The sequence below is a fragment of the Pseudomonas sp. 910_21 genome (assembly GCF_052850735.1).
Map to the genome: position 1 here is coordinate 195,785 of NZ_VXCY01000005.1, position 21,375 is coordinate 217,159.

A 21,375-nucleotide genomic window follows, 5' to 3' on the forward strand; every position below is an offset into this window, starting at 1 on the left:
GATAATTCGCAGCGCCGCCCCCGGCTGTCAATAACGGCAACCGGGGGGCACGTGGATCATTCGGCCACGGTGGGACCAGGATCCTGCTGCGGCAGGAACAAACGCGCGGTCAGCCAGCAGGTCATGGCTGCGGCCAGGAAGATCAGCAACAGGCCAAGCAGGTAATCGGAATATCGGGCCGTTGCAACGTAATTGACCACTTCGCGAATGAACAGCAAGGCCCATGACATGGCAAGACCGCCGCCAATCAGCGACACAGCGCTGCAACTGAACGCGCTCCTCCTGACTTTTATCAGCGCCACCCCCAGGGCCAGCCCGAGGAAAGGCACGAAGAACACCAACAGCGTCATTAGCGGCGCCAACACGGGCATCAGCAACAGCTCCCCTCCCCTGACTTCGCCCAGCAAGCGCGGATTGCTGGTCAGATGAGCAAGCAGCAACACGAAGTTCACCAGGCCGGCAACAAAACCCGGCACCAGGGGACACAGCACAAACACTGCAAACACCTTCAGACGTGGGTATTTCACCTCAGTCATGGAGCGCATCCCTGACTTTTTGAGTAACCCAGCAGCTTGCAACCAAACTCGACCCTGGAGGCGTAATCCAGAATATTGATTCCACCTGGAACACCCTGCCTCTCCTCAATAAAGTGCCCTGCTATTCCTGAAGTATTGGTGGCCTTGCCCGATATCGTCTGAAACAGATCACGGCCCCCCAGGTACTTCTCATGAACCGGCTGCAATATAGTCTGTTCGCCTTTCAACTGCTTGATATCCCAGGCGACCGGATCGGTGGTGGCCTTGTTGTAGAGATTCTTGAAATTATCGAAGCCACCGGTGATCAACGCATCCCCGGCCGCCTTGCGCCAGTCGTAGACCGGCGCCACTACTCGTCCAGCAGCGAAGGTGATGTAGGACGGCAGGTAGGTCCCATCACCATCGGCACCCAACCCGGTCAAAAAGGCCCTGGACACTTCTTCCGCCCCGCCAAACCACTTGGCGCCAATGCCCAGGTTCTGCTCATAGACATTACTGGCACCGAAGAAGTTGGCCCGGTTGTCGATGGTGTTCAGGTAGGTCACCAGGCGCGTCGCTGCCCCTTCAGTGTTGTAGAGGTAGTCGAAGGTGTTCTTCGAGGAACGGACCACGTCCTTGTTCATGATTTTCCAGGCATCCTTCATGGCCACGTACTTGATCGAAGCGTTGACCGCCGCCCGGCAACCGTCGCCGGTCGGCGCCTTGTCGCAGATGCTGCGCATCTCCGAGTCCAGCCACTCGCTGAGTTTCTCGGCCTTGGTCACGGCGGCCTTTTTCTGCTCATCGGTGGAGCAGGTACGGCCCGACAGGCAGTTGCCCAACTCGTCGAAGGCCTGGTGCGTCAGGTAGTTGTTCTGGGTGCCATTGGCCGCCACCGTCGAGGCGATGCTCAGGTCACCGCCGGCGGCGGCCGCCCCGAGAACCCCGACAATCTGCGACAGGGCCATCAGGTTGGCCTGGGCCTGGATGTACTCCGGCGAACCGGGGATCAGGTTGTCCGGTAGCAGCTTGTCCCCCAGCACCCCCACCAACAACTCGTTGGCACCACCGGCGATGGCTCCAGTGCGGAAATCACCGCCCATGGCTTCAGACAGCAGGCCGCCAAGCCCGGCATGCAGGGCAATTTTCGCCAGGCCGCCCTCGGTCAGGCCCAGGTCGCCGATCTTGCCGGCGCCATACGCCCCGCCGATGCTGGCGGCGGTTCCGGCTGCCGAAGCTGCCAGGTTGTCCTTGAAGCTGCCGCCATAGACTGCGGTCTTGATCAAGGCATCGGCCGTGACCTTGACCGCCACGGTCTGCAGGCTCTTGGCATCCAGGCCCATGGCGCTCGGGTTGTAGTTCAACCCCTGGGCCACCCCGGCGGTGGCTGCGGCCACTGTGTAGCCCTTGATGCTCTCCTTGGAAGTCACGTCCTTGAGGACCTTGCCCAGGTTGCCGCGGTTGTCGATGGTGCTGACCGTGGCCTTGGTGGCGACGTTCACCGCCACTGCCTGGAGCATGGTGTTCATCCCGGCCATCATCGGCCCCATCACCGCCGCCAGGGCGATGGCGATGATCAACTGCGCTGCCGGGCCCAGGCCCGAGTTGTTGTACTTGAAGGACTCGTGGATCTCCTTGACCTGGCGCCAGTCGACGTCGCCCCGGGCCTCGGCCTGTTTCAGCCAGGCCAGTTGCGGGTCGGCCTGGACCATGGCGTCGATAGCCTGGCTGACGCTTTTCTGGTCGATGTGCTTGATGTCGATCTTCAAGCCTTCCACGGCCTTGATGGTCAGGCTGCCGCCGGCCACCAGGCTGCTCTGGCGCAGGGTTTCATCGGTGTTGCCGCGGCCTTTGGAGGAATTCCAGAAGGCATTGTTGTTGCTCTTGGTGTGGCTTTCGTCGTGCAGGTCCTTGACCCCCTCGAAGGTGATCGCGCCGCCACTGTCCAGGGTCAGGTCCTTGGCGCTTTCCAGCTTGGCCACCTGGTACTTCTGGTCGCCGCCGCTCTTGAGGGTCAGGTCGCCGCCAGTCGTGATCTCGCTGCCGATGTTGGTGACCTGGGTCACCTCGTCACGCCGGGTCTTCTTGCGGCCCCAACTGCCCTTCTTCTTCATGTCGTACAGCGAGTAGTCGCTGTCCTGGGCCGCCAGCAACTCCAGGTTGTCACCGGCCACCAGGTAGGCTTCGTTGCCGGCGCTGATGCGACTGGAGATCAGGCTCAGGTCCTTGCCCGCACTGAGGACCACATCGGCGCCGGCGGTCAGCGAGGTGCCGACCTGGCTGACATGGTCTTCCTGGCGGGTGACCTTCTTGGTCTTGGAGTAGCTGTGCTGCTCGTCCGCCGCCGAGGCCAGGGTCATGTCCCCTACGGCATCCATGGCGATGTTGCGCTTGGCCTCGATCTGGCTGGCGACCGCCGTCAGGTCGCGTCCGGCGCTGACCGCCAGATCCCGCCCAACGCTGACGCTGGAACCGTGCTGGGTGATGCTTTCGTTCAGATAACGGTCGCGGGTGAGCTTGTCGTGCTCCTGAGCCGATACCAGATTGACGTCACGAGCGGCGATCAGGGTGGTGTCGCCACCGCTGCTCAACACGCCGCCGACGTTGTTGATGTCGCGCCCGGCGCCCAGGTTCAGGTCGTTGCGGGCCTCGATCCGCGCCGCGTTGTTGACGTAGTCCTGGCGCTGGGTGGTGGAACCGGGGTTGCTCTGGAACGTGGTGACGCTGCGCTCGTTGATCACATCCCCCGCCAGGGCGCGGACGGTCACGTCACGCCCGGCAATGATGCCGCCGGCCTGGTTGACCACGTTGTCCCCGGCCAGCAGGTTCAAGCGATTGCCGGCCTCGATCAGGCCACTGTTGAGCAGGTCGGTGCCCGCTGTCGCACTGAGGCTCTCACTGGCACGCAAAGTCCCGGAGTTGACCAGGTCCTTGCCGGCGATCAGGGTCACGTCCCGGCCCTGGACCAGGGCACCGTTGGCCGCCAGACGGTTGTTGGCGTTGGCCAGGTACAGCACCGGCACCAGCACCTTCTCGCCGTTCACTTCCTGTTCTTCGAGCCAGACAATGTCGTGGGTCAGGGCCGCCACTTGCTGGGAGGTCAGGGTCACACCCACCGCCAGGTTGAGCGAGTCCTTGCTGGCGATGGCGTTGTTCATCAGGTACTTGAACATGCCCTCGTCGCTGTTCTGGCCATCGAGGAACCGCTGACCGGTGCGCGCCGTCACCGCCTGCTGGATCAGCCGCTGCTCATAGAAGCCGTCCCCCAGGCGCTTGGCACTCTGGTCCGGGTCATACCCCAGGTTCGAGAGCAGATAATCGGAACTCATGAACTGCTTGAGGTCGGTGAGCAGCGGGTTGGTTTCGATCAGGTATTTGTGGGGATTGCTGCGCACACTGCTGTCCGGCAGGCCCTGGACCCGGCTGACGCTCTGGTTGCCGGTGCCGCCCACTGGCGACAGCACGCCCAGCGGCGAGTCCGCCGCCGTCGCGCTGACCTGGACCGCGGCAGTGCGGCCATCGATGCCGGTGGCCTGGTGATCCTGCAGATTCAGCTCGCGGGCGCCCAGGGCCACCTGCGGCAGCGGTTGGCTGCTCAGGTCCCGAGGGCGGATCGGCTCCGGCCCGGCCTGACGCGAGGTCAGCTCCAGGCTCGCGCCCCCCATGTTCCAGCTTTGCGCCGGCGCTGCGGGCGGCGCAGTGCCCCCCTGGCCACTCAAGCGAAACAGCCCGTTCTGCCCCGACGGCAGGCTGAAGTTCGGCAGGCTCAGGGGATTGACCTGCTGCTGCGCCAGGTCCGGCGGCAGCTGGGAGTTGAGCACCACCATCAGCGGCTTGCTCGATGCCCCGACGCCGGTGTCCCGGGCGCGATCGCCCACGGCAATGGCGCTCTTGATCACGCTGATGTTGCTGATGTCGTTGGCCGCCGTGAGCCGGGCCTTGCCGCCGGCCTGGATGATGGCCGGCGCCGAGGAAGAACTCAGGGTCGAGGTCTCTACCGGCCGGTCGATGCCATAGAAGATCCCCGGGTTGAACTTGGCCACCAGGGCCGCGAAGTCCTGCTGGTTGAAGGCACTGCCCTGGGGGTGCGCCCGGTCGTAGGCCTGCACGTCACGGGCCAGCTGGAAGAACAGCCCGCGCTTGATCTTGACCCCGGCACCGACTTCATAGCCGGAAGACCCGGACGCCACCAGAGAGGCCTGGTTGGTGATGGTGCCGCTGCTGATGGTCAGGTCATTGCCTGCCGATACGGTGCTGTAGCGGTTGAGGAAACTGCTGCTGTTGACCGTCAGGTTGCCCCCCGCGTTCAGGGTCGACTGCGGTGAGTCGCTGGTCACCACCCCTTCTACCGTCCGGTAGATAAACACCGGCCCCCGGACCCAACTGGCGCCACCGCCGCAGTGCTGGGCGCAGCGGATGGTCATGCGGCCATCAGTGATCTGCTGGCTGGCCTCGTATTTTTCCCGGTCGTTGACCAGATCCAGTGCAGCGATATTGATATCGCCGCCGCTCTGGATATTGCCGGAGATGTTTCTCAGGCTTTGGGCCGAGGTGCCGGCCGCCATGCCGGCCACGGTCAGGCCGCCCAGGCTGTAGAACTCGCCATAGCTGTTGGTCAGGGTGTTGATGTTGAGGCTGGCGTTCTGGCCGCTGAAGACAAAACCATGGTCGTTGACCAGAGTCGGGGTGGTCAGGCTCAGGTCCTGGGCGCCGCCCAGGGTACCGGTGTTGAGCACGCCGCCGGCCTTCACGGTGAGTTTGGCGTTGGAAGTCAGGCGCCCGGCGTTGTTCAGTTGCCCGCCGATATTGACCTGGGTATCACCGCCGCCGGCGATGCTGCCGGCACTGCCCAGGTTCACCTGGGCAGCACCGAAGGTCATGCCGCCCAGGCTGGACACCCGGCCATTGCCGGAATAGGTGCCGCCGATCTGCAGGTCCAGGCTGCCATCGCTGGCCAGCAACCCGTCGTTGCTCCAGTTGCCGCCCCGGGCCTGCAAGTGCTGGCTGGCCAACAACTGGCCGCTGGCGGTCTGGGCGAATTGGTTGACGTTGAGGTTCAGGCGTCCGGCCTGGATCACACTGCTGTTGGTCCAGCTGTCGGCAGTGAGGGTCAGGCCTCCACGGGTGATCAGGCTGCCGCCGGCATTGATCACATTGCCGGTGGCGATATCGAAGTTGCCTTCACCCAGGTGCAGCAGGCTGCCACCCTGGTTGAGCAAACCCGACGCCGCCAGGGTCAGGTCGGTGTTGGCGGTTTCCAGCAGGCCGTTGCGGTTGTCGAACTGACCGCCGATCTGCAGTTCGGTCTTGCCCCCGGTCGCCAGGGCCCGCAGCTTGCCGCCCTGGTTGTCGAGGCTGGCGCCTCGCAGGGCCAGGCTCTCGCGGCTTTCAATCAGGCCGCCACGGTTGTTCACTGGCCCCTTGAAGTCCAGGTCGATGTGCTGGCCGTTGACCTGCCCGACACCGTTGTTCAGCGAGTTGCCACTGGCCTTGACCCGCCCGCTGGCGTACAGCCCGCCGTTGCTGTTATCCACCCCTGCGCCACCGCTGTTGAGCAGCAGGTCGCCGCCCTTGGCCGCCATCCGCCCACCACCGTTATCGATCCCGGCCAGGGCCTGCAGGTCCAGGCTCTGGGCCTCGGCCTGGCCGCCATGGTTGTTCAATTGCCCCCAGACACGAGCCTGAAACAGACCCTTGAGGCTCGACAGCACCCCGCCGCGGCTGTCCAGGTTGGCGCCCTGGATACGCAGGTCGCCGTCTTCGGCGATCAGCTTGCCACCCTGGTTGTCGATGTCCCCGGTCATGGTCAGGGTCTGGGCCTTGGCGCTCTGGATCGCTCCCTGGGCATTGTTCAGGCTGCCGGCATTGAGACTCAACCCGGCGTCACGGCTGTAGATCAGGCCATCACCCTGGTTGCTCAATTGGCCAGTGGTGGTGATTTGCAGCGCACCGTTGGCGGCCAGGGTGCCACGGTTGCTGTTGTCCAGGCTGGCGCTGAACAGGGTCATCAGGTTTTGGCTGATCAGTTGCCCGCCCTGGTTGTCGATCCGGCTCGAACGCTTGAGCAACAGCGGACCACTGGCGGCCAACTGGCCCTGGGCATTGACCAGGGCGCCCAGCAGGTCGAGGGTCACCGCGCCTTCACTGCGCAGGTTGCCACCCTGGTTGTTCAGACTATTGCCGGTGAAGTTCAAGGCGCCCACGGCGCTGAGGCGGCCGCCCTGGTTGTCCAGTTCGCCGGCGCCGATGTCGAGGCTGGCGCTGCTTTCAATCAGCCCGCCCCGGGCGTTGTTCAAACCGCCACTGCCAAGGATCAGTTGCTGCTCGCCCTTGCTGGTGACGATGCCCTTGTCGCTGTTGTCCAGGCTGGCAGCCTTGAGGGTCAGCTGACCCTGGCTGGCCAGCCCGCCTTGCGCACTGTTGAGCAAGGCGCCGCTGAGGTCGATATGCAGATCCCCCAGCAGGCTCGACAGGGTGCCTTGCTGGCGGTTGTCCAGGCTGCCACCGCTGAGGTTGAGCCCCTGCCAGCCGGAGACCAGCCCCTGCTGGTTGGTCAGCTGCGCTGCCTCGACCCCTAACTGCTGGTTGCTGATCAGTGTGCCGGCGCTGTTGTCCAGATTGCGCCCGGCCAGGTTGAACCCCTGGGCGCTGGAGATTTCACCTTTGCGGTTCTGCAGGTCCCGCAGGTGGGCGATGCTCAGCACGCCCTGGGTGTTGATCAGGCCCTGGCGGTTGTCCAAGTCCGAGGTCTGCGGTCCCAGATCGATGCTCAGCGCCGTGCCGCCCAGCAGCTTGCCGCCCCGGTTGTCCAGGCCCTTGGCGCTGAGCTGCAAGCCCCCGGCGGACTGGATCAAACCCTGGTTCTGCAGCGGTCCGGCGACCCTCAAGCCCAGGTCGTGGTCACTGAGCAGCGAGCCACTGTTGTCCAGGCTGCCGGCATCGATCTGCAGGGCGGCAGCGGCAATCTTGCCCTTGAGTGCGGTCAGCGCGCCGTCGATACGCAGGGTCAGCGCCTGCTGGCTGAGCAGTTGCCCGGCGCTGTTGTCCAGGCTTTGCGCCGCCAGTTCGAAGGCCTGCTCGCTGGAGATTTCACCCTGGCGGTTGTTCACCGAGCCCAGGTTGTTCAGCACCAGTGGACCGGGGGCGTTGATGAAGCCGCCCTGGTTGTTCAGCGTGCCGTGATTGAGGTCCAGGCTCAGGGCAGTCTTGCTGAACAGCTTGCCGCCTTGCTGCTGCAGGCCACTGACCGAGGCCTGCAAGGCCTTGGCGCTGCCGATGCTGCCCTGGTCGTTGTTGACCTGGGTCGCGGTCAGGTTCAGTTCATCACCGCTGTTGAGGTTGCCGCCCTGGCTGTTGTCCAGTTCGCCCGTCTCCAGTGCCAGCTTGGCCTTGCTGCTGATAACGCCCTGCTGCTGGTTGTCCAGACGAGCGCTGGACAGGGTCAGCGCGGCGTCGCTCAGCAGCTTGCCGCCCCGGTTGTCCAAGGCCTCCCGGGCGCTGATCTGCAGGGCGCCAGCGCTGGACAGACTGCCCTGGCGGTTGCCGAGATTGCGCACCTGGATGCCCAGACGGCCTTCGCTGCTGATGCGGCCTTGATGGTTGTCGAGGTCGCCGGCGAGCGCCAGGTCCAGGCGCTGCAGCCCCACCAAGTGCCCGTCCTGGTTATCCAGGCTCGTGCCTTTGAGGCTCAGGCCCTGGTCCGCGCTAATCAGCCCCAGGCTCCGGTTGATCACCCGGGCCACGGTCAGCGTCAGGTCGCCGCTGGCCAGTACCCGCCCGGCATCACTGTTGTCCAGGCGCTCGCCGACCAGGCCGATCTGCCGGCTGGACAGCTCGCCGCCACGGTTGTCCAGTTGCCCGATGTTCAGGTCAAGCTGCCGGGTCGCCCCCAGCAGGCCGTCCTGGCGGTTATCCAGGGTACCGGCCTTGAGGATCAGTTGGGCGTCGGCCAGGATCACTCCGCCCTGGTTGTCGGCCGCCTCGGTGACCTGCAACTGCAGGTCGCCACGGCTGTGCAGCTCACCCTCGCGGTTGTCCAGACGGGTGCTGCGGCTGTCCAGTGCCGCCGCCGCCATCAGGCCCTTGACGTTGATCAGGGCCTGTTCGATGCGCAGGGTCAGCGCCTGGTTGCTCAGGACCTTGCCGCCACTGTTGTCCAACTGCCGAGCGTTCAGGCTGAAGGCCTTGGCCCCGGAGATCTCGCCACCGCGGTTGTCCACCTGATCGAGGTTGTGCAACAGCAGTTGCCCGGGGGTGTGAAGGTTGCCGCCCTGGTTGTTCAACTGCCCGTGGTTGAGGTCCAGGGTCAGATCAGCGTTGCTGAACAGCTCGCCCCCCTGCTGATCCAGACCGCTGACACTGGCGTTGAGGGCCTGATCGCTGCCGATCCGGCCCTGGTGGTTCGTCAGTTGTGCGGCGGTCAGGGTCAACTGCCCGGCGCTGGTGAGGCTGCCGCCCTGGCTGTTGTCGAAGTCCCCGGTGTTCAGACGCGCGTCAGCCTTGGCGCTGATCACGCCCTTGCCACTGTTGTTCAGGCTGGCGCTGTCCAGGGCCAGGCCTTGTTCGGCGACGATGGCGCCAGCCTGGTTGAGCAGCGCCCCGCGGCTGTCGATGCTCAGGGCCTGGGCGCCGGTCAGGCGGCCGCCGCGGTTGTCCAGGCTGCCGACCTTGAGGGTCAGCAGGTCTTCACCGCTGATCAGGCCACGCTGGTTGTCCAGGGCTGCGCTCAGGGTCAGCAGCAAGGGCTTCTGACTCACCAACTGGCCGCCGCTGTTGTCCAGGCTACTGCCGCTGAGATTCAGGCCCTGCTTACTGAACAGCAGCCCCTGGTTCTGGTTGATCACCCGGGCCACCTTGAGCAGCAGGCGATCGTCGGCCAGGATCTTGCCGCCGTCGCTGTTGTTCAGCCCCTGGCCGTTGATCTGCAGCTCGCCCCGGCCCGACAGCGCACCGCCACGGTTGTCCACTTCAGCGACGTCCAGGGTCAGGGTCTTGAGGGACGCCACCAGGCCTTTGTCGCGGTTGTCCAGGTGCTGGCCTGTGAGGTGCAGATCGCCTTCGGCCACCAGTTCGCCGCCCTGCTGGCGCAGGCTGTCGACCTGGGCCTGCAGGTCACGTTTGCTGGCGATACGCCCGCCGTTGTTGAGCACTTCCCGGGTCTTGAGCTCCAGGCCGGAGGTGGCGCTGAGCAGGCCGCCACTGTTGTCCAGCCGGCGTCCTTCTACAGTCACCGCGGCCTGGCTTTCCAGGCGGCCCTGGTCACGGTTGTCCAGCTCGCTGCTCAGCAGGTTCAGGGCCTGGTCCGCCCGCATCACCCCGCCGCGGTTGTCTGCCATCTCGCCACTGACCTGCAAGGTGTCGCTGGCGGAAACCTTGCCCTTGCGGTTATCCAGATGCCCGGCCTGTACCTCAACGACTCCGGTGGCCTGGATTAGTCCCTTGTCCTGATTGTCGAGACGCCCGGCGACCTCGGCGCTGAGGCGCCCCTCACTGCGCAGATTACCGGCCTTGCTGTTGTCCAGGTCCCCTGCGCGCACCTTCAGCAGTTGCTCCGCCCCCAGGGCCCCGCCCTGGTTGCTGATCTTCCCGCTGGCGCTGATGTCCAGAGTGTCGCCCGCCATCACCAGCCCGGCGACGTTGTCCAGTGAAGTCACTTGCAGGGTGACCTGGGTCAGGCTGGTCAGCTCACCGTGGCGATTGCCCAGGTGGCCGAGATTGGCCTTGAGCTCGCCATCACTGGTGATCAAGGCGTTGTGGTTCAGCAGTTGCCCGGCTTGTAGCACCAACGCATCGCTACTGAGCACCCGGCCCTGGTTCTGGTTGTCCAGGGTGCCGGCACTGAGCGTCACCTGACGTTGCCCACTCAAGGTACCGCCCCGGTTGTCCAGGGTCTGGGCGGTAGTGATAGTCAGATCGCGGCTGGCGACAATGCTCTTGCCGCGGTTGTCCAGGCTCTGGGCGGTGAGGGTGATGTCCGCGTCGGGGTTGCGGCTGTTGTCGACATTGATCCCGGCTTCGATGATGCCCTTGTTGGTCAACTGGCCACCGCTGTCGAGGGTGATGCGGTCCCGGGCGGCGAGGGTTTTCTGGCTGCTCAGGTCGTCCCGGGTCTGCACCTTGAGCTCGCTGCCGGCGTAGACCGCGCCCTGGGCATCGAGGCTGCCGGCCTTGATCGCCACCGCGCCCTTCTCGGCAGTAGCGTCGGCCATGCGCAGCTGGCCATCGGCATCAAGCTGGATGTCGCCGCCACTGGCGATCAGCTTGCCGTCGAGCTTGACCCCGACCCCGGCCTCGGTGCCCACCAGCTTGATGGCCCCGGCGTACATGCCGCCCAGGGCTGAAGAGTCGATCGCCAGTTGCGGCGCATCCGCTGGGTTGGCGGCGCGGGCCGTGGCGTTCAAGGTCTTGGCGTCGACATCGTTGGCCCCGGCGATCACCGCCAGGTGCTTGGCCTGGATCTCGGCGTTGATTTTCGCGCTGCGGGTGATGATTTCGAACTGGTCGATATTGCTCGCGTTGAGGCCCGCGCCCTCGATGGACACGCTGCCCTGGTCCACCTGATAACGCTGGATCTGGCCGTTCTCGATCACCGGTTTGCCGGTGGTCAGGGTGGCCTTGGGGGTGTTGATGAAGCCGCAGCCGTTGCAGCTGACGCCGTAGGGGTTGGCGACGATGACATGGGCCGATTGCCCGGCCACTTCGGTGTAGCCCTTGAGCTGGCTGGGGCTGCCGCCGTTGACTTCGTTGAGAATCACATTAGCCGAACGGCCGCCCAAATTGGCGTTGCCGAGGATGATCCCCCCCAGCTGGGTGGACTGGGTGCGGCCGGTGGCGTTGTTGAGGATCACGCCCTGCTGGCCGACGTTGTAGTCGCTGAACTTGTTATGGGACAAGCCGCTGCCATTGGGCGCGGCAATGTTGACGATGGGCACGCCATTACCCGCCTGACCGAGTGTGGTGCCGCTGCCGTTGACCACAATGCCGTCGGCCATCACCACCAGCGGCTGCCAGAACATCATGTTGGCGAGAATGAACGCTAGGCTGCGCTTGGACAAGCCGCAGAAAGAGTCACGCGATTGCAGGGCAGCCGAAGGCTGGCGGGCCATAAAGGCGAGTTGGCGAACGTCCATGTCAGTCTCTCAACAATGCAGGAGTCAAAACCCCAAAGGCCTTCATCCCGAAGGCCCACGGCGAGCGATAATTGATTTCACGAGGCAAGATCGGACTGGAAATCCATCGATCCGCAGCAGAGAAAAGCGGGTCAAAAGAAACAGAACATCAGCAAAAGTAATATCAATTTGATGGCAAAATACTAAATAGTCACTATTCTGGCGTCAATCTTTCATTCACCCCGTCGCCGCCTCGACACGCTTTCCCCCGGCCCTTTTCACGGTCTTTTCAGCTTGATGAATAATGCTCATTCCCACTATCCATTGGCTGGATAAAGGGTCGACGGCTACGCTGCAGCCCACAAAAACAACAACGGGAAACAGCGCCGTGCGAACCACCACCCAACACTTTCGCGAGCAGTATCGAGCCGCGGTCAGTCCGCGCTACAACCCCTGGCTGCATGGCGGCTTCGTCCTCGGCTACGGCGTGCTGTGCATCGCAGTGCTGTGCAGCACCCTGGAGCGGGTGCTGCCCCTGGAATGGCTGGCGGTGCCGGTGTCGCTGCTGTTCTTCAACCTGTGCATCTACGTGGTGCATCGCTGGCTGGGGCATCACAAGCAGCCTTTCGCCCGGCTGTTCTATGCCCGGCATACCGGCGACCACCACAGTTTCTTCACCCCGGGACTGATGACCTATGAAGGCCGCAAGGACTGGCGGGTGATTCTGTTTCCGGCCTGGCTGATCGTGGTCCACAGCCTGCTGTTCGCCCTGCCCCTGTGGGGGTTGCTGAGTGTCTGGAACAATAACGTCGCGGCGCTGTTCGCCAGTGGCACCTTGATCGGCTACCTGGCCTATGAGGTCTTCCATGCCTGCGAGCACTTGCCCGCCAGCCATCCCCTGGCGCGCCTGCCCTGGGTGCGGCAGATGCGCCGCCTGCACGAACTGCATCACCGCCGGGAGCTGATGCAGGAGCGCAACTTCAATATCGTCCTGCCGCTGATGGACTGGCTGTTTGGCACCTTGTACTGGCAACCGGAAGAGGTGCCGGCCCCCGTTCCCTTTCCTGACGAGTCCACGCCCATGACCCGCATGCAGCATCAGATCGAGATCCCCCGCAGTGCCGCCACCACCCTGGCCTACGCCGCCAGCCCACGCTGCTGGCCACAATGGCATCCATCCTCTCTCAAGGTGTTCGGTGACGATGGGCCCCTGTTCGCCGGACAGGGTTTCGAGGAAGACATCCATGCCGGCGGACGCAGCGGCCACCTGAGCTGGCAGGTCCAGGAGTACCTGCCGGGGCACCGCTGGCGCGCCACTGCCCGGGGCGATCATGGCCTGGAACTGCAAGTGACCTATGAATGCCAACCGCTGGCGGCCGAACGCACGCGTTTTGTGCGGACCCTGGAATACCGCTTCGACAACCTGCTGATGCGCCTGGGCAATCAGCTGTTATTCAAACGGCGGATAGAGCGAGAATCCGCCGCGTCATTGCTGGCATTGTGTGAGACGGCCCAACAGGCCATCCCGCTGCCGACCAGCGACCCGGCCCGCAGCCCATCCTGAAGCCGCCCCACGACAGGAGTCCTTGCATGAATCAGATTGCCCCCCGACGCTTTTCCCCCGGCCGCATCCTCCTGCTGCTGGTGGTCGCGATCCTGGCGTTCCTGCTGCTGGCACCGACCCGGGTCCAGCCAGTGGCCTGGACCCCGGCCCCTGCCCCCTCACTGAGCCAGGGCACCTATGCCGAGAACCACAAGCTCAAGGCGGTACAGCCCGTGGGCGCTCGGGACATCGATGGCCCCGAGGCCCTGCTCCTGGAAAACGACCAACTGATCACCGGCCTGCACGACGGCCGGGTGATCCAGACCAGCCTCGACGGCAGCGTCCTCAAGGTGCTGGTCAACACCGGTGGCCGTCCTCTGGGCCTGGCCCGGCATCCGGATGGCCGCCTGATCATCGCTGATGCCATCAAGGGCCTGCTGGCCCTGGACCGGCAAGGTCAGTTGCAGACCCTGAGCACCGCCGCCAATGGCCTGAAGTTCGGTTTTACCGACGACGTGGCCGTGGACGCCGCCGGGCGCTATGCCTATTTCAGCGACGCCACCAGCCGTTGGGGTTATGGCCACGACGGCGAGGCGGTGATCGAGCATGGCGGCGATGGCCGCCTGTTGCGTTACGACTTCCAGAGCGGCAACACCGAGGTGCTGCTGGAGCGCCTGGAATTCGCCAACGGCATTGCCCTGGGGCCGGACGAGGCGTTTGTCCTGGTCAATGAAACCGGGGCCTACCGCATCAGTCGTTACTGGCTCAAGGGCGACAAGGCCGGCAGCCATGACCTGTTCATCGACAACTTGCCGGGGCTGCCGGACAACCTCAGTTTCAATGGCCGGGAGCGCTTCTGGGTGGCCCTGTATGCGCCGCGCAATGCCCTGCTCGATGGCACCGCGGCCTATCCCTTCGTGCGCAAGATGCTGGTGCGGGCCATGACCGTGTTGCCCAAGCCGGTGGAAAAGCGCGGCTTTGTCCTGGGCCTGGATACCCAGGGCCGGGTGATTGCCAACCTGCAGGATGGCAGCAGCGGCAACTACTCGCCGATCACCACGGTGCGCGAATATGGAGATGACTTGTACCTGGGGTCCTTGAGTGCCAGCCATATGGCACGGCTGCCATTGAAGGAGGCGCTGGCGCCTTGAGGGGATGAGAGGGGTGCGCTGATGAGAGGGCTGCGCTGTAGCGTGTAATGGGGACAGCGCGGCGGGCGTCAGGGCGGCTATGCCGCCCAGCGGGAGCAAGCTCCCTCGCCACAACAAGCCTCTGCTACAGCGAGCGCCCTTGTCACAGGGGGAGGGTCAGGAGCGGGCGGTGAGTTTCTCGGAGATTTCGTCCTTGATCAGCAGGCGCTTTTCCTTGAGTGTCTTCAATTCGTCGTCTGCGGCGGCTGCAGCTTCGGCCTTGAGCACCTGATTGTCGATGCTGGTGTACTTGTCGAACAGCGCATTCAGGTGGGGATCACTGGCCCGACGCTGTTGAATGTCCTCTTTGCTGCAGCTCAGGTCCTGGTAAAGGTCGTGGATCACCGGCATGGAACACCTCCGTGGTTGATGGCAGCAAGGGCTTCATTACGCCCCTGCCAGTCATCAGAATGGCCTTGGCGCCCCGGGTCTGTCGACCGCCAATCAGACCAGCGGTAACCGTTCGTCGCGGGCCCCTGTTCTGGATCAATTTCCGGCCAGGGCCTGGGCCAGAAACGCGGCGGTGCGGCTGTTGCGCTGCGTGGCCACATGCTCCGGCGTGCCGCAGGCCACCAGGCTGCCGCCGTGGTCCCCCGCGCCCAGGCCAATGTCCATGACCCAGTCGGCCTGGGCCACCACGCGCATTTCATGCTCGACCACCACCACGCTGTGGCCCGCCTCCACCAGTTTGTCCAACTGCTCCAGCAGACGGTCCACATCCCGTGGGTGCAGGCCGGTGGTGGGTTCGTCCAGTACGTACAGGGTGGCGCCCCGGGCATTGCGCTGCAGCTCGGTGGCCAGTTTGATGCGCTGGGCCTCGCCGCCGGAAAGCTCGGTGGCCGGCTGGCCCAGGCGCAGGTAGTCCAGGCCGATGTCCCGCAGCACTTCCAGGGCGCGGCGAATCCCCGGCTGCTCGGCAAATACCGGCAAGGCCTGTTCCACACTCAGTTGCAGCACCTGGGCGATGTTCAGGCCCTGCCAGGTCACCGCCAGGGTCTGGGGGTTGTAGCGCGCGCCCTGGCAGGTGGGGCACGGGGCGAAGACGCTGGGCATGAACAGCAGCTCGACGCTGACAAAGCCTTCGCCTTCGCAGGCCGGGCAACGACCCTTGGCGACGTTGAAGGAAAACTGCCCGGCATCAAAGCCCAGGGCCTGTGCCTCGGCGGTAGCGGCGAACAGCTTGCGCACGTTGTCGAACAGCCCGGTGTAGGTCGCCAGGTTGGAACGCGGCGTGCGACCGATGGGTTTCTGGTCCACCTGCACCAGGCGCTTGATCCCCTCCATGCCCGCCGTGATCTGCCCCGTGCCACTGACCGGTGCCTCGTCCGCAAGATCCAGCTCCGGCGCCTCTTCGCGGCCCGACACCTTGCCCAAGTGACTGCCCACCAGTTCCAGCAGGGCCTGACTCACCAGGCTGGATTTACCGGAGCCGGAAACTCCGGTCACCGCGGTGAAACAGCCCAGGGGAAACGCTGCGTCCAGGTCCTTGAGGTTATTGCGGGTGATGCCCTCCAGGCGCAGCCAGCCCCGGGGCTGGCGCGGGGTACGCCGGGCCGGGGCCTGTTCGGCAAACAGATAGGCCCGGGTCTGGGACGCTGCGACGGCCGCCAACCCCGCCGGCGGCCCGCTGTACAGCACCTGGCCGCCGCGTTCCCCCGCCGCCGGGCCAACGTCCACCAGCCAGTCGGCACGGCGCATGGTCTGCACATCGTGCTCCACCACAAACAGCGAGTTGCCCGCAGCCTTGAGTCGTTGCAAGGCCTCGAACAGGGCCTGCGCATCCGCCGGGTGCAGGCCCGCCGAAGGCTCATCCAGCACATAGATCACCCCGAACAACTGCGACCCCAGCTGCGTGGCCAGACGCAGGCGTTGCAACTCGCCGGACGACAGGCTCGGGGTGCTGCGCTCCAGGGCCAGGTAACCCAGCCCCAGGTCGGTCAGGGTGCTGACCCGCTCCAGCAGATCCTGGGCGATGCGTTGCGCGGCCAGACGCTTCTCCACGGACAGGTTGGGGGTATGCCGCACATCCGGCGCGCCACGGTGCTCCGGGGCACCCTGGGCATGGCGCTGCTGGCGCGCAGCCCGGGTCTGCGCCTGGCTCAGCACCTCGTCACCGGCCGCCGCCTGCTCCAGGTAGTCTGCCGCCGCCACAGGCCGGAGCACCTCGGCCAGCTGCAGCAACGGCAGGCGCGACAGTTCGCCGATATCCAGCCCGGCAAAGGTCACCGCCAGGGCCTCGCGCTTGAGGCGCTTGCCTTCGCACAGCGGGCACGGGCTGCCGCGCATGAACTGCGACACGCGCTTTTTCATCAGCGCGCTCTGGGTGTGGGTAAAGGTGTGCAACACGTAGCGCCGGGCACCACTGAAGGTGCCCATGTAGCTGGGTTCCTGTTTACGCTTGAGGGCTTCGCGGGTCTGCTCCGGCGTCAGCCCGGCGTACACCGGCACCGTGGGGGTTTCCTCGGTGAAGAGAATCCAGTCGCGCTGCTTTTTCGGCAGTTCGCGCCAGGGAATGTCCACGTCGTAGCCCAGGGTCACCAGAATGTCCCGCAGGTTCTGCCCCTGCCAGGCCAGGGGCCAGGAGGCCACGGCGCGCTGGCGAATGGTCAGCGAAGGGTCCGGGACCATGGTCGCTTCGTTGACTTCATACACTCGGCCCAGGCCGTGACACTCGGGGCAGGCCCCCTGTGGCGTGTTCGGCGAGAAGTCCTCGGCATACAGCATCGCCTGCCCCGGCGGGTAACTGCCGGCCCGGGAATAGAGCATGCGCACCAGGCTGGACAAGGTGGTGACGCTGCCCACCGAAGAACGCGTGCTCGGCGTACCGCGCTGCTGTTGCAGGGCCACTGCCGGCGGCAGGCCGTCGATCCGGTCCACATCCGGCACCCCCACCTGATCGATCAGCCGTCGGGCATAGGGCGCCACCGATTCGAAGTAGCGGCGCTGGGCCTCGGCATACAGGGTCGAGAAGGCCAGGGACGACTTGCCCGAGCCGGACACCCCACTGAACACCACCAGGGCATCCCGGGGAATGTCCACGTCGACATTCTTCAGGTTGTGTTCGCGGGCCCCGCGCACCCGGACAAAACCGGAACTGAGGGTCGGCAGCGTGCTCGTCAGGGGATCAATGGGGGCGTTGCGCGAAGAAGTCATGGACCTGCCTGGTGTTGAAATTCGGGATGTGTCGCGCATGCAAACGGCGCGAGCGGCGATCATCACACAACCCGCAGGTGCCGGGGCAAGCCCGGCAGCGGGTAGGCGAAGGTGCTTCAGGCCCCCAGCAAGGACCGCACCATGGCGCTCAGGTCCTCGGGCCCGTAAGGCTTGCTCAACAGATGAGTATCCGGGCTGAGCTGATAATTGCGCGAGATCATGTCCCGGGTGTGCCCCGAGGTGAACAGCACCGCGATGGGCGGTGCCTGGGTCCTGGCCCAGATGGCCAGGTCGGTGCTCTTGATCAGGCCGGGCATCACCACGTCGGTGAAAATCAGGTCGACCTTGAGCCCTGCCATCAGCAAGTGCATGGCGGCATCGCCATTGGCCGCGGTACGCACCCAATAGCCCTCGTGCTTGAGCATTTCCACCGCCGCACTGCGCACATCGGCGTTGTCCTCCACCACCAGGATGCGCTCCTGCCCTCCTGGCTCACGCGCCGGGCAGGCCGATGTTGGCTGGGCCTCCTGAGCGGCACTGCGGGCGAAATACATCTGCACCCGGGTGCCCTGCCCCGGACGGCTGAGGATGTCGATATGGCCGCCGCTCTGCTTGACGAAACCGAACACCATGCTCAGGCCCAGGCCGGTGCCGTGCCCATCGGACTTGGTGGTGAAAAACGGCTCGAAAGCCTGCTTGAGCACTTCAGGGGACATACCGCTGCCGCTGTCGGCCACGGTCAGGCGCAGGTACTCGCCGGGCTTGAGGTCCTTGCCGGCACAGAAGCTGCGGTCCAGCAGCAGATTCTCGGCGCTGATGCTGATGGTGCCCTCGCCGCCCATGGCGTCCCGGGCATTGATCGCCAGGTTGAGCACGGCGTTTTCCAACTGATTGCGGTCCACATGGATGCACCAGGGCTGGTCGGGCAATTGCACCTTGATAGCAATGGTTTCGCCCAGGGCTCGCTGCAGCAATTCACCCAGCCCCTCGTACAGATGGCGCGGATTGTAGATCGCCGGCGACAACGGCTGGCGCCGGGCAAAGGCCAGCAGTTGGGTCGACAGCTTGGCGCCGCGCTCCACCGCCGCCAGCGCGGCTCCGGTACGGCGCTGCACATTGGCGTTGTCCGGCTCATGGCGGGCCAGCAGGTGCAGGTTGCCGGAAATCACTTGCAGCAGGTTATTGAAGTCATGGGCCACGCCACCGGTGAGGCCGCCAATGGCTTCGAGCTTCTGTGATTGACGCAACTGCTCCTCGGCGCTCAGGCGCGCATTGACCTCCTCCAGCACCCGCTGCTCGAGGTTGCGGGTCATCTGCCGCAGGTCATCCTCGGCGGCCTGCCGGCGCTGCTCGGATATCACATGGGCGGTGGTTTCCACGACGATGGCAATGACCCCGGCCGGCGCCTGGTCATCACCGGCCACCGGGCTGTAGTAGAGGTCCAGCCAGACGTTTTCCGGTTCGCCGTTGCGCAGCAGCACCAGTTCCTTGTTGCGGTAGGACAAGGTGCCGCCACTGAGGCAGGTGTTCATCACGCCACGATTGAACTCGGCCACTTCCGGCCAGCCCAGCTCCACCGCGCAGCCCAGCAGATAAGGGTGGCGACCGCCAGCGAACACCGCGTAGGCATCGTTGTAGATCATGTAGCCCAGCGGGCCCCAGAGCATCACCATCGGCACCGGCGAGCCGAGCATCAGCTGCACCGTGCTGCGCAGGCTATGGCTCCAGTGCTGCAATGAGCCCAGGCTGGTGACGGACCAGTCGAAGGCGCGGATGCGCTCGGCCATCTCGCCTTTCCACCCCTGGCACCCGTGATGATCTGATAAGAACGGCATGAACGGACTCTACGAAAAACGTGATACAGCATGGGTTTTCAAGAGGTTGCGCACAGCCTCCAGAGCCTTTGAGCACGGCCCGGGCGGATGGTTTCACGGTTTTCAGCCCTGGACCGGAAAACCTGGACACGCCCGGTTCAACAGCACTGAACACTCAGGATAGGCGATCCCGGCAAGTCCAGGAGGACGCCGGCAAGCGCCTCCCTGGCAAAGGGCGGATTGCCCGCCCGCGAGGACCTCAGTCGGTGCCGTATTTCGGCGAGCGCGGACCGTACAGCAGACCGGTGCGTTGCCCGGCCGACAGCAGGCGCTGGCTGGTGATGCCGGCGATCGGGTGCCCGGCGTCGGTGGAAGTGTTGATGATCTGCTTCACCGCAGCGGTGATCAGCATGCCCACCAGGCCGCCGTTGTTGCCGTTGTTGCCTTCCTCGCTGGAAGCACGGGCGCTGCCGGTCCACAGGGTGGTGCCGGTCTTCAGGTCCACCAGGGTGGCACTGGCAGTGACCACGGTCTCGCTGCTGATCAGCATGTAGCTGGTGCCGTATTCCTTGACCGTGATGTACAGCCCGGCGTCGGCGCCGAAGATCTCGTTGAGCTTGGCCGGCGACAGGCCGTGGATGTCCGCCGGGTTGGTCAGGCCGTTGTGACGGAAGGTTTCATCCACCAGCGCAATCGGCATCACGTAGTAACCGGCTTCGGCCAGGGGAAAGGTCACCTGGGACAGCATGCTGTAGGTGGCCTTGACGTCCGGCGACTCATTGAGCGGCGGCAGCACCAGGATCGACTTCGGCCGGGCCTGCTTGTAGGCCGAGTAGTCCACGGTCTTGGGCGCGGCGCAGCCCACCAGCAAACTGACACTGAGCAGGCCCAGCAGGTTGCGCAGGGTATTGAGGCTCATTGGGCAGCTCCCTTCTTGGCGCTCTTGAGCAGAAAGTCCATGTAGCGCGCCGACTCGGGGAACAGCGCCTTCTCGGTGTTGAACTGCTGCACCATCTGGTCATCCTTGCCCAGGTCTGCATAGAGCATGCCCAGGTGGGCGTGGTAGCCCGGTGGCACGGCCTTGCCGGTGGACTTGATCTTCTGCAGGTCGCGCTCCAGCGCCTCGACCTGGGCTTCCCTGGCTTCCTCGCCCTTGAAGTACTCGTAGGTCTGGGCCTGGTAGGTTTCCCACTGGTATAGCGTCTTGGGCCCACTGCAACCGGCCAGCAAAACGCTGCACAGCAGGGCGCCGGCCAGCAGTGGCCGCGCGGTGATTGTCTTGAACATGCTTACGTCTCCCTGTCAGCAGTGTTGATCAGTGGCCGGGTTTCCAGGCACCGGCGTCGATGGCCTCGACCATGCGGTTGACCGCCTCGCGCATGGCCAGGTCCAGCACTTTGCCGTTGAGGGTCGAATCGTAGGAAGCGGTGCCGCCGAAGCCGATCACTTCACGGTTGGACAGGGCATACTCGCCAGCGCCCTGGGTCGAATACACCACTTCGGAAGTGCTGATATTGACGATGTTCAACGCCACCTTGGCGTAGGCCACCTGGGTCTTGCCACGGCCGAGAATGCCGAACAGCTGGTGGTCGCCGGTTTCCTTGCGGCCGAACTCGGTGACGTCACCGGTCACCACAAAGTCCGCGCCCTTGAGCTTCTGCGCCTGGCCCTTGATCGCCGCTTCCTGCTGGATCTCGCCCATGTTGTCGCGGTCCAGCACGTTGAAACGGTTGGTCTGCTGCAAGTGAGTGATGAGGATGGTCTTGGCCTGGCCGCCGAGGCGGTCGACGCCATCGGAGAAGATCCCGCGCATGTAGCTGGAACGGTTATCGAACTTGCCCACCGCCATCGGCACCCGAGCGCCGGTCCACACCTGGCTGGCGCTCTGGACTTTTTCCACCGGCAAGGCCCGGGAGCTTTCGGTGGCACAACCGCTCATGCCCGCCAGCACCGCCAGCGCTGCGCCGGACAACATCAACTTCGAGATCAATCTCACTCTATGTTCCTTTTTGAGTATCCATTTAGAGGCACTGTCTAGGTGCACTTTCGCCC

Annotated in this window: 10 protein-coding genes; 2 read left to right on the top strand and 8 right to left on the bottom strand. The window is 64.7% G+C overall.

Going from position 1 to position 21,375, the window contains the following annotated elements:
* Window positions 1-56: 56 nt before the first annotated feature.
* Window positions 57-536 (bottom strand): hypothetical protein, encoded by a 480-nt coding sequence (locus tag FW796_RS17560; RefSeq protein WP_404937219.1) that lies wholly within the window; start codon window positions 534-536, stop codon window positions 57-59.
* Window positions 533-11,644: a two-partner secretion domain-containing protein gene (locus FW796_RS17565; protein ID WP_446439665.1), complete on the bottom strand. Its 11,112-nt coding sequence runs from the start codon at window positions 11,642-11,644 to the stop codon at window positions 533-535. Before FW796_RS17565 ends, FW796_RS17560 begins: the two co-directional genes overlap by 4 nt.
* A 367-nt stretch (window positions 11,645-12,011) precedes the next feature.
* On the opposite strand from FW796_RS17565, the gene FW796_RS17570 reads away from it, so the two are divergent.
* Window positions 12,012-13,187, top strand: coding sequence for an SRPBCC family protein (locus FW796_RS17570; RefSeq protein ID WP_446439666.1), 1,176 nt, complete (start codon window positions 12,012-12,014; stop codon window positions 13,185-13,187).
* 26 nt (window positions 13,188-13,213) lie between these two features.
* The gene (locus FW796_RS17575; protein WP_404937222.1) at window positions 13,214-14,317 is read left to right on the top strand and encodes an SMP-30/gluconolactonase/LRE family protein; all 1,104 of its coding nucleotides are present in this window, start codon (window positions 13,214-13,216) and stop codon (window positions 14,315-14,317) included.
* A gap of 156 nt (window positions 14,318-14,473) precedes the next feature.
* On the opposite strand, the gene FW796_RS17580 is transcribed toward FW796_RS17575, so the two are convergent.
* The 6 genes from FW796_RS17580 to FW796_RS17605 all read right to left on the bottom strand — a co-directional run bounded on the left by FW796_RS17580 (window position 14,474) and on the right by FW796_RS17605 (window position 21,298).
* Window positions 14,474-14,707 (bottom strand): DUF465 domain-containing protein, encoded by a 234-nt coding sequence (locus FW796_RS17580; protein WP_446439667.1) that lies wholly within the window; start codon window positions 14,705-14,707, stop codon window positions 14,474-14,476.
* Between the two features lie 135 nt (window positions 14,708-14,842).
* Complete coding sequence (locus FW796_RS17585; protein WP_446439668.1) at window positions 14,843-17,509, bottom strand: excinuclease ABC subunit A; 2,667 nt, start codon at window positions 17,507-17,509, stop codon at window positions 14,843-14,845.
* 116 nt (window positions 17,510-17,625) lie between these two features.
* Entirely contained in the window at window positions 17,626-19,344 is a 1,719-nt protein-coding gene (locus tag FW796_RS17590) for an ATP-binding protein (protein WP_446439669.1), read from the bottom strand.
* A 238-nt stretch (window positions 19,345-19,582) separates the two neighbouring features.
* Complete coding sequence (locus FW796_RS17595; RefSeq protein ID WP_346635290.1) at window positions 19,583-20,242, bottom strand: DUF799 domain-containing protein; 660 nt, start codon at window positions 20,240-20,242, stop codon at window positions 19,583-19,585.
* Complete coding sequence (locus FW796_RS17600; RefSeq protein ID WP_402887303.1) at window positions 20,239-20,610, bottom strand: DUF4810 domain-containing protein; 372 nt, start codon at window positions 20,608-20,610, stop codon at window positions 20,239-20,241. The genes FW796_RS17595 and FW796_RS17600 overlap by 4 nt, the downstream gene beginning before the upstream one ends.
* A gap of 28 nt (window positions 20,611-20,638) precedes the next feature.
* Window positions 20,639-21,298 carry a CsgG/HfaB family protein gene (locus tag FW796_RS17605; protein ID WP_346635379.1) on the bottom strand — a complete coding sequence of 220 codons (660 nt, stop codon included), beginning with the start codon at window positions 21,296-21,298 and terminating at the stop codon, window positions 20,639-20,641.
* Window positions 21,299-21,375 lie beyond the last annotated feature (77 nt).

Excerpts from the sequence above, each read along its gene's own strand:
- FW796_RS17560 (WP_404937219.1), bottom strand. The coding sequence starts at position 536 with ATGACTGAGGTGAAATACCCACGTCTGAAGGTGTTTGCAGTGTTTGTG.
- FW796_RS17565 (WP_446439665.1), bottom strand. The coding sequence starts at position 11,644 with ATGGACGTTCGCCAACTCGCCTTTATGGCCCGCCAGCCTTCGGCTGCC.
- FW796_RS17575 (WP_404937222.1), top strand. The coding sequence starts at position 13,214 with ATGAATCAGATTGCCCCCCGACGCTTTTCCCCCGGCCGCATCCTCCTG.
- FW796_RS17580 (WP_446439667.1), bottom strand. The coding sequence starts at position 14,707 with ATGCCGGTGATCCACGACCTTTACCAGGACCTGAGCTGCAGCAAAGAG.
- FW796_RS17585 (WP_446439668.1), bottom strand. The coding sequence starts at position 17,509 with ATGACTTCTTCGCGCAACGCCCCCATTGATCCCCTGACGAGCACGCTG.
- FW796_RS17590 (WP_446439669.1), bottom strand. The coding sequence starts at position 19,344 with ATGCCGTTCTTATCAGATCATCACGGGTGCCAGGGGTGGAAAGGCGAG.
- FW796_RS17595 (WP_346635290.1), bottom strand. The coding sequence starts at position 20,242 with ATGAGCCTCAATACCCTGCGCAACCTGCTGGGCCTGCTCAGTGTCAGT.
- FW796_RS17600 (WP_402887303.1), bottom strand. The coding sequence starts at position 20,610 with ATGTTCAAGACAATCACCGCGCGGCCACTGCTGGCCGGCGCCCTGCTG.
- FW796_RS17605 (WP_346635379.1), bottom strand. The coding sequence starts at position 21,298 with ATGTTGTCCGGCGCAGCGCTGGCGGTGCTGGCGGGCATGAGCGGTTGT.